General features: G+C 40.4%; 7 protein-coding genes. 6 read left to right on the forward strand and 1 reads right to left on the reverse strand.

The window, feature by feature from the left end:
• The first annotated feature begins 92 nt into the window (after positions 1 to 92).
• The 6 genes from AB1488_04705 to AB1488_04730 all read left to right on the forward strand — a co-directional run bounded on the left by AB1488_04705 (position 93) and on the right by AB1488_04730 (position 5,994).
• A complete protein-coding gene (locus tag AB1488_04705; GenBank protein ID MEW6409396.1) occupies positions 93 to 935 on the forward strand; it encodes a transketolase in 843 nt (280 codons plus the stop codon).
• Positions 932 to 1,873 (forward strand): transketolase family protein, encoded by a 942-nt coding sequence (locus tag AB1488_04710; protein MEW6409397.1) that lies wholly within the window; start codon positions 932 to 934, stop codon positions 1,871 to 1,873. The genes AB1488_04705 and AB1488_04710 overlap by 4 nt, the downstream gene beginning before the upstream one ends.
• Positions 1,870 to 2,556, forward strand: a complete 687-nt coding sequence (gene ftsE, locus AB1488_04715; GenBank protein MEW6409398.1) for a cell division ATP-binding protein FtsE — start codon at positions 1,870 to 1,872, stop codon at positions 2,554 to 2,556. The genes AB1488_04710 and ftsE overlap by 4 nt, the downstream gene beginning before the upstream one ends.
• A gap of 20 nt (positions 2,557 to 2,576) precedes the next feature.
• Positions 2,577 to 3,482, forward strand: a complete 906-nt coding sequence (ftsX, locus tag AB1488_04720) for a permease-like cell division protein FtsX (protein ID MEW6409399.1) — start codon at positions 2,577 to 2,579, stop codon at positions 3,480 to 3,482.
• The gene (locus AB1488_04725) at positions 3,479 to 4,630 is read left to right on the forward strand and encodes a peptidoglycan DD-metalloendopeptidase family protein (protein MEW6409400.1); all 1,152 of its coding nucleotides are present in this window, start codon (positions 3,479 to 3,481) and stop codon (positions 4,628 to 4,630) included. Before ftsX ends, AB1488_04725 begins: the two co-directional genes overlap by 4 nt.
• Positions 4,631 to 4,695: 65 nt before the next feature.
• Positions 4,696 to 5,994 (forward strand): S41 family peptidase, encoded by a 1,299-nt coding sequence (locus AB1488_04730; GenBank protein ID MEW6409401.1) that lies wholly within the window; start codon positions 4,696 to 4,698, stop codon positions 5,992 to 5,994.
• Between the two features lies 1 nt (position 5,995).
• Here AB1488_04730 and AB1488_04735 read toward each other — a convergent pair whose 3' ends face one another.
• A complete protein-coding gene (locus AB1488_04735) occupies positions 5,996 to 6,523 on the reverse strand; it encodes a hypothetical protein (GenBank protein MEW6409402.1) in 528 nt (175 codons plus the stop codon).
• Positions 6,524 to 6,610 lie beyond the last annotated feature (87 nt).

Consider the following 6,610-nt stretch of genomic DNA (forward strand, 5'->3'; position numbering starts at 1 on the left):
TCAAGTTCAACGAGGTATGACTTTTACCCTTGATAATTGTATACCATTATTATATAATTTAAAACAAATTTATTAAAACTGGAGAAAAACCTGTGGAGATTAAGACAGCTGACATTGCTAAACTTAAGAAGACAGCAAGGATGATCAGGATAGATATCCTTAAGATGCTTACAATCGCTGGTTCAGGGCACACAGGAGGCTCACTTTCAGCAACCGACATTGTTACTGCGCTGTATTTTGCCAAGATGCGCCATGACCCTAATAATCCAGAGTGGCAGGAGAGAGACAGGTTCATCCTCTCAAAAGGGCATGCAGCCCCCCTCCTCTATGCTGTCCTTGCAAGGTCAGAATATTTCGGGATGGATATGCTGACTACCCTGAGAAAGATAGATAGCCCCTTACAGGGACACCCCAGTAAAAACACACTTCCCGGTATTGAGGCATCGACAGGCTCGCTCGGTCAGGGACTTTCCATAGCAAACGGTATCGCACTGGGGCTGAGATTAGATGGCTATAATGCAAGAGTATATGTCCTTCTTGGAGATGGAGAGACGCAGGAAGGACAGGTATGGGAAGCAGCCATGACATCATCCCACTATAAGATTGATAATCTCTGTGCAATTATAGATAACAACGGACTTCAGATAGATGGAAGGGTAAAGGATGTTATGGGAATCGATCCTCTCGTTGATAAGTGGAGGGCGTTTGGCTGGCACACCATAGAGATAGATGGTCATGATATGGAGGAGATACTATCTGCCTTTGATGAAGCAGAGGAAGTTAAAGGTAAACCAACGATGATAATCGCACATACTATTAAAGGAAAGGGTGTCTCATTTTTTGAAGGTAAGGCAAGGTATCATGGTATAGCACCTACGCCTGAAGAATTAGCCACTGCATTATTGGAGTTAGAAGATAAGGATTTGGTGGTATGAGCCAGAAGATAGCAACAAGAGATGCCTACGGTGCAGCATTACTGGAACTTGGCAGGAGAAGGGAAGATGTTGTTGTCCTCGATGCGGATCTTTCAGGGTCAACAAAGACAGAAAGGTTTGCAGCAGAGTTTCCATCAAGGTTCTTCAATATGGGCATATCCGAACAGGACATGATCGGGACAGCAGCAGGGCTTGCACTTGCAGGAAAACTCCCATTCGCAAGTACCTTTGCTATATTTGAGACAGGAAGGGCATGGGAACAGATCAGACAATCTATCTGTTATCCTAAATTAAATGTTAGACTTGTTGCGAGCCATGGAGGGATTACTGTAGGAGAAGATGGGGCTTCTCATCAATCAACAGAAGATATTACGGTAATGAGGGTCTTACCAAACATGACAGTCATCGTTCCTGCTGATGCAACCGAGACGGTTGCAATCATAAATGCGATTGCAGATTATAAAGGTCCTGTGTATGTGAGACTCGGGCGGGCGAAGGTTCCTGTAATATTTGAAGAGGATTATAGATTTAAGATAGGAAGTGCCTATGTCCTGAGCCTGGGAAAGGATGTAAATATACTTGCGACTGGGATTATGGTAAGTGAGGCATTGCGTGCAGCTGAAATCCTGAGAGATGAAAAAATAGATGCAGGGGTCATCAATATCTCGACTATTAAACCCCTCGATGGAGAGACTGTTCTTAAAGCAGCAAAGACAAGCAGGACGATTGTGACAGCAGAAGAGCATTCTATTATCGGAGGACTTGGTAGTGCGGTAGCTGAATTCTTGTCAGAGGTATTCCCAGTGCTGGTATGGCGAGTGGGAATAAAAGATAGATTTGGATGTTCAGGTACACCAGAGGGTCTTATGAAACTTTATGAGATTACCGCTGAGGATATAGTGGTGGCAGCAAGAGAGGCGATGAGTAAGAAAAGATGATTCAGATGTATCATGTAACAAAGTACTATAATGAAGAAGTATCAGCCCTCAGGGATATAAACCTGAGAGTAGAAAAGGGTGAACTGGTTTTTCTGACTGGTCCAAGTGGTGCAGGCAAGACTACATTACTCAAATTGATTTACTGTGCCGAAAGACCTGAGGAGGGTCAGATATTTGTTGCAGGATGGGATGTGGCAAAGTTAAGAAGGAGGAGTATCCCTTACCTTAGAAGAAATATAGGTGTGGTATTTCAGGACTTTAAACTACTTCAAAAAAAGACGGTATTTGAGAATATTGCATTTGCCCTGAGAGTTATGGGAACATCTCATAAGGAGATCAAGAGAAGGGTGCCACAGGTGTTAAAACTTGTTGGGCTTTCGCATAAGATGGATAGTTTTCCACAACACCTTTCTGGTGGAGAACAGCAGAAGTTAGTAATCGCAAGGGCTGTTGTTAATGAACCGGCTGTGTTGTTAGCAGATGAGCCCACAGGCAACCTCGATGTTGAGAGATCTTTGGAAATTATAAATCTCTTCAGAGAAATAAATATTCGAGGGACAACAGTATTGATTGCAACACATAATCAGGGATTGATACAGCAGTTTAAAAGTAGGGTTATAACTTTAAATAAAGGGTGTATAACGGAGGATAACCCAGCGATATATACAGCGCAATACAGTTAAAAAATGCAAAATTTAATTGAATGAACCTACAAAACATTCCATATTTTATCAAAGAGGGAATGATCAATATTTCCAGAAACAAGCTGGCAAATCTTCTTACGGTTCTGACAATCTCAACAGCACTTTCGATATTTGGAATATTTCTTATCGTGTATCTGAACCTCACATCACTTCTTCAGAACTGGGGGGAATATGTTAGGATTACGATATATCTTAAGGATACTGCTACAGATAAAAACATAAAACACATAAGGGAATATATTCAAGGTGAAAATGCGGTAAGAGAATTAAGGTTTATCTCAAAAGAAGAAGCAATGGAAGAATTCAGGCAGTCTCTTAAAGGGAAAGAGGGGTTACTTGAAGGGATTGGTCGCAATCCTCTTCCAGCCTCATTTGAACTCAAGATAGAAAAACAATTCAGATACATAGAATTTATAAGGTTACTATCAGAAAGATTTAGCAAACTCGATGGTGTTGATGAGGTTCAATATGGAGAAGAGTGGTTTTCTAATCTTATTGCTTTTCTAAATCTTCTTAAAATAACAGGATTCTTTATAGGAAGCCTCTTTGCAGTGGCAATAATTTTTATAATATCAAGCACGATTTCCTTATCACTCTATGCAAGAGAAGAAGAGATTGGGATAATGAAGTTACTCGGTGCAACAAATGGATTTATAAAAACACCTTTTATTATAGAAGGGATGTTTCAGGGAGCTGTAGGGAGCGCCATAGCTATATTGATACTCAGTGCTGTATATCATTTGTTTACACAGAATCTTATTCTTTCTCCATGGTTATTTCTCGTAAGTTCAAACCCTTCTTTTCTTCCTCGCTATCTCATCGCAGGATTAGTCCTTGTGGGTCCAATTCTCGGCATCATCGGAAGCCTCAGTTCTATTAATAGATTTTTGAGGGTAATGCCATGAAATACAGAATTGCCGTATTCGTCTCTATTCTACTGATTATATTGACGGCTCCGACTGAGGATGTTTTTGCTACAGGAGATAGGGATAGATTAAAAAAACTCAGAGACCGCATTCACAAAGAAAAGGAGAAGATAGGAAAGGTCGTAAAACAGGAACACTCCATCCTTTCAAGCATCGAAGCTATAGATAAGCGATTGAAAGAAAAAGATAGTGAGCTGAGGTCTTATAATAAAAAACTCTTACAGGCACAGAGAAATATAGAGGATACGAACAGAAGATTGAATATACTTGAAGAGCGGCTACAGGAAGGAAAATCAAAGCTCATAGAGAGGTTAAGGACATTATATAAACAAGGGAAGACAGGTTATTACAAAGCGATATTTACATCTAATGATTACCCCACCATTCTCAGAAATTACAAGTATATGAAGATACTCACAGATGAAGACAACAGGATGTTGAACCGTTACAGAACAGATATAGAAGAGTTAAATGCATCGAAACTCATGCTTGAAAGATATAAGTCTGATGTTCTGATTTACAGGAATCGTCTCAAAAAGAAAAAGGGAGAGATAAAAGAGGAAAGGGATAAAAAAGAATTGTTACTTGCGAGTATTCGTAGTGAGCGGTCTTCTTCTGAAAGACTGATAAAAGAACTCGAGGAGGCTTCCTCACGTCTTGAGAGATTACTAAAGGAATCTGCACGCAAAAAGGATATAACTCCTCACTATGGTAAAGGTTTTGTGTCGCTTAAAGGTAAACTCCTGTGGCCAGTTGATGGTAAAGTCGTTGGATTCTTTGGAACTCAGCGAGACCCTGAATTTAATACAAAGATTTTTAAGCAAGGCATCGAGATTAAGGCGCCATCAGGTAATGACATAAAGGCTGTTGCAGAAGGTAAGGTTATGTATGCTGATTGGCTCAAAGGCTATGGTATGGTAATAATATTGAGCCATGGTGGAGGTTATTATAGCGTATATGCCCATGCATCTGAGACATATGCCAGAGTGGGAGAAATTATTACAGGGAATAAGGTCATAGGCAAAATAGGAGATACCGGCTCTCTAAAAGGGGCAGGGTTATATTTTGAGATCAGACACAATGGTGAACCACTTGACCCATTGGTATGGCTAAGAAAAAGACAATAGTAATAAAAATGAGCAATTAACAATTGATAATTTATCATTGATAATTGCCTTTAAAAGGAGGAACCATGAAACCCAAAATAACAAGAAGCACGATTAAGTTTATTTTAATAATAACTATCGTTGCCGTGCTTGGCATAACGGTCGGACGATGGTCGGTTGGTGGAACAACAGATGTCAGTGACTATGAAGTGCTCAAGACATTTTCAGAAGCATTATCACTGGTACAGAAAAATTATGTTGAAGAAATAAAAACAAAAGAATTGGTTTATGGTGCCATAAAGGGTATGTTAAACTCCCTCGACCCACATTCTTCATTTATGACCCCTCAGGCATATAAAGAGATACAGATTGATACAAAAGGGGAATTCGGGGGGATTGGTATCCAGATCGGTGTTAAGGATGGTGTTATTACAGTAATAGCTCCTATCGAAGGAACACCCGCAGAGAGAGCGGGTATAAAATCAGGTGATAAGATAATTAAGATAGATGGTGTTTTTACAAAGGATATATCGCTGTATGATGCCGTGAAAAAGATGAGGGGTGCCAAAGGAACAACAGTCACCATAACAATTATGAGAGAAGGAGAACTTCAACCCAAGGATTATACTATTGTGCGGGATATCATAAAGGTCCAGAGTGTTAAATCACACATGATTGGTGACGGGATAGGGTATATAAAATTGATACAATTTCAGGAAAGAACAGATGTAGATCTTCGTAATACGATAAAAAAACTTGAAAAGGAAGGTATTTCTTCCCTGATACTTGACCTTAGAAATAATCCTGGAGGGCTGCTTAATTCAGCGGTAGATGTCGCTCAAGAGTTCCTGCCTTCAGGTAAACTTGTTGTATCTATAAAGGGAAGAACAGGAGAAAAGAATGACTACCACACAGACAACAAAGGTATCTACTTAAATGTCCCTATGGTTGTGCTTGTAAATGAAGGTAGTGCAAGTGCCTCAGAGATTGTGGCTGGTGCTTTTCAGGATTGGAAGAGGGCTATTATTCTCGGCAACCAGACATTCGGGAAAGGCTCTGTTCAGACAATACTGCCACTTAACGATGGCTCAGCAATAAGGCTAACCACTGCAAAATACTATACACCCAATGGAAAATCTATACAGAACACAGGTATAACACCTGATATTGTCGTTGCCATGAAACCAAAAGGCGTAAAAATACATCCTATCGTAAAGGAAAGGGATCTTGAACGTCATTTAAAGAATGAACAAATAAAAGAAGAATTAAAACCCGAGATAACAGAAGAGGTTATTCCTATAAATGAAAAAGATGATATCCAGCTTCAGAGGGCGATAGACCTCCTCAAGTCGTGGAAGATACTTAAAGGTATCACTACTCCTTAGATTATTTTCTGGATTTCATAAGCCATGTAAAGCCGATGATGCTGCCAATAGTTGCACCAAGTGCAACTGCGCCACGCCAGTCCAATAATGTCTTGACATTCCCTTCTACGGTATTAGCAATCATCAGTAACGATGCTGAGTTATCTGCTTTTATCTTCTTGGCAGCCATGATACCAGCAATGCCCTGTTCAACGTTTATATCCTCCCTTGCTAACATTATCTGTGCACCACTGACCTGGAGATTAGCCTCGCCTGAGGCTATAAGGATACCACCGCCCTGAGTGATATTTATCTGCTGTGATCGCATAATGAATGCACCACCCTGTGAGACATCAACCCTATCACCATCAATAGATATGGCACCTGACTGTTTGAGTTCTACATGTCCACCCTCTATCGCCTTAGCTCCACTATGGATAAGTATCGCTTCTTCTGTCTCTATTAATCCAGCCTTACTGTTATTTAACTCAATTGTATGTGCTGTTAACTCTTCTCTTTCTTCATCCTTTAAAACCATTTTTCTTTTCATTGCTTCCCCCAGTCTATCTCGATACATCCGAGGCAAGCCTGTCCTGGCGACAGGCCAGGGATGCCTCGGCTATTTTCGTATTTTACC

The sequence above is a fragment of the Nitrospirota bacterium genome (genome assembly GCA_040756155.1).
In the GTDB taxonomy this organism is placed as follows: Bacteria; Nitrospirota; Thermodesulfovibrionia; order JACRGW01; family JBFLZU01; genus JBFLZU01.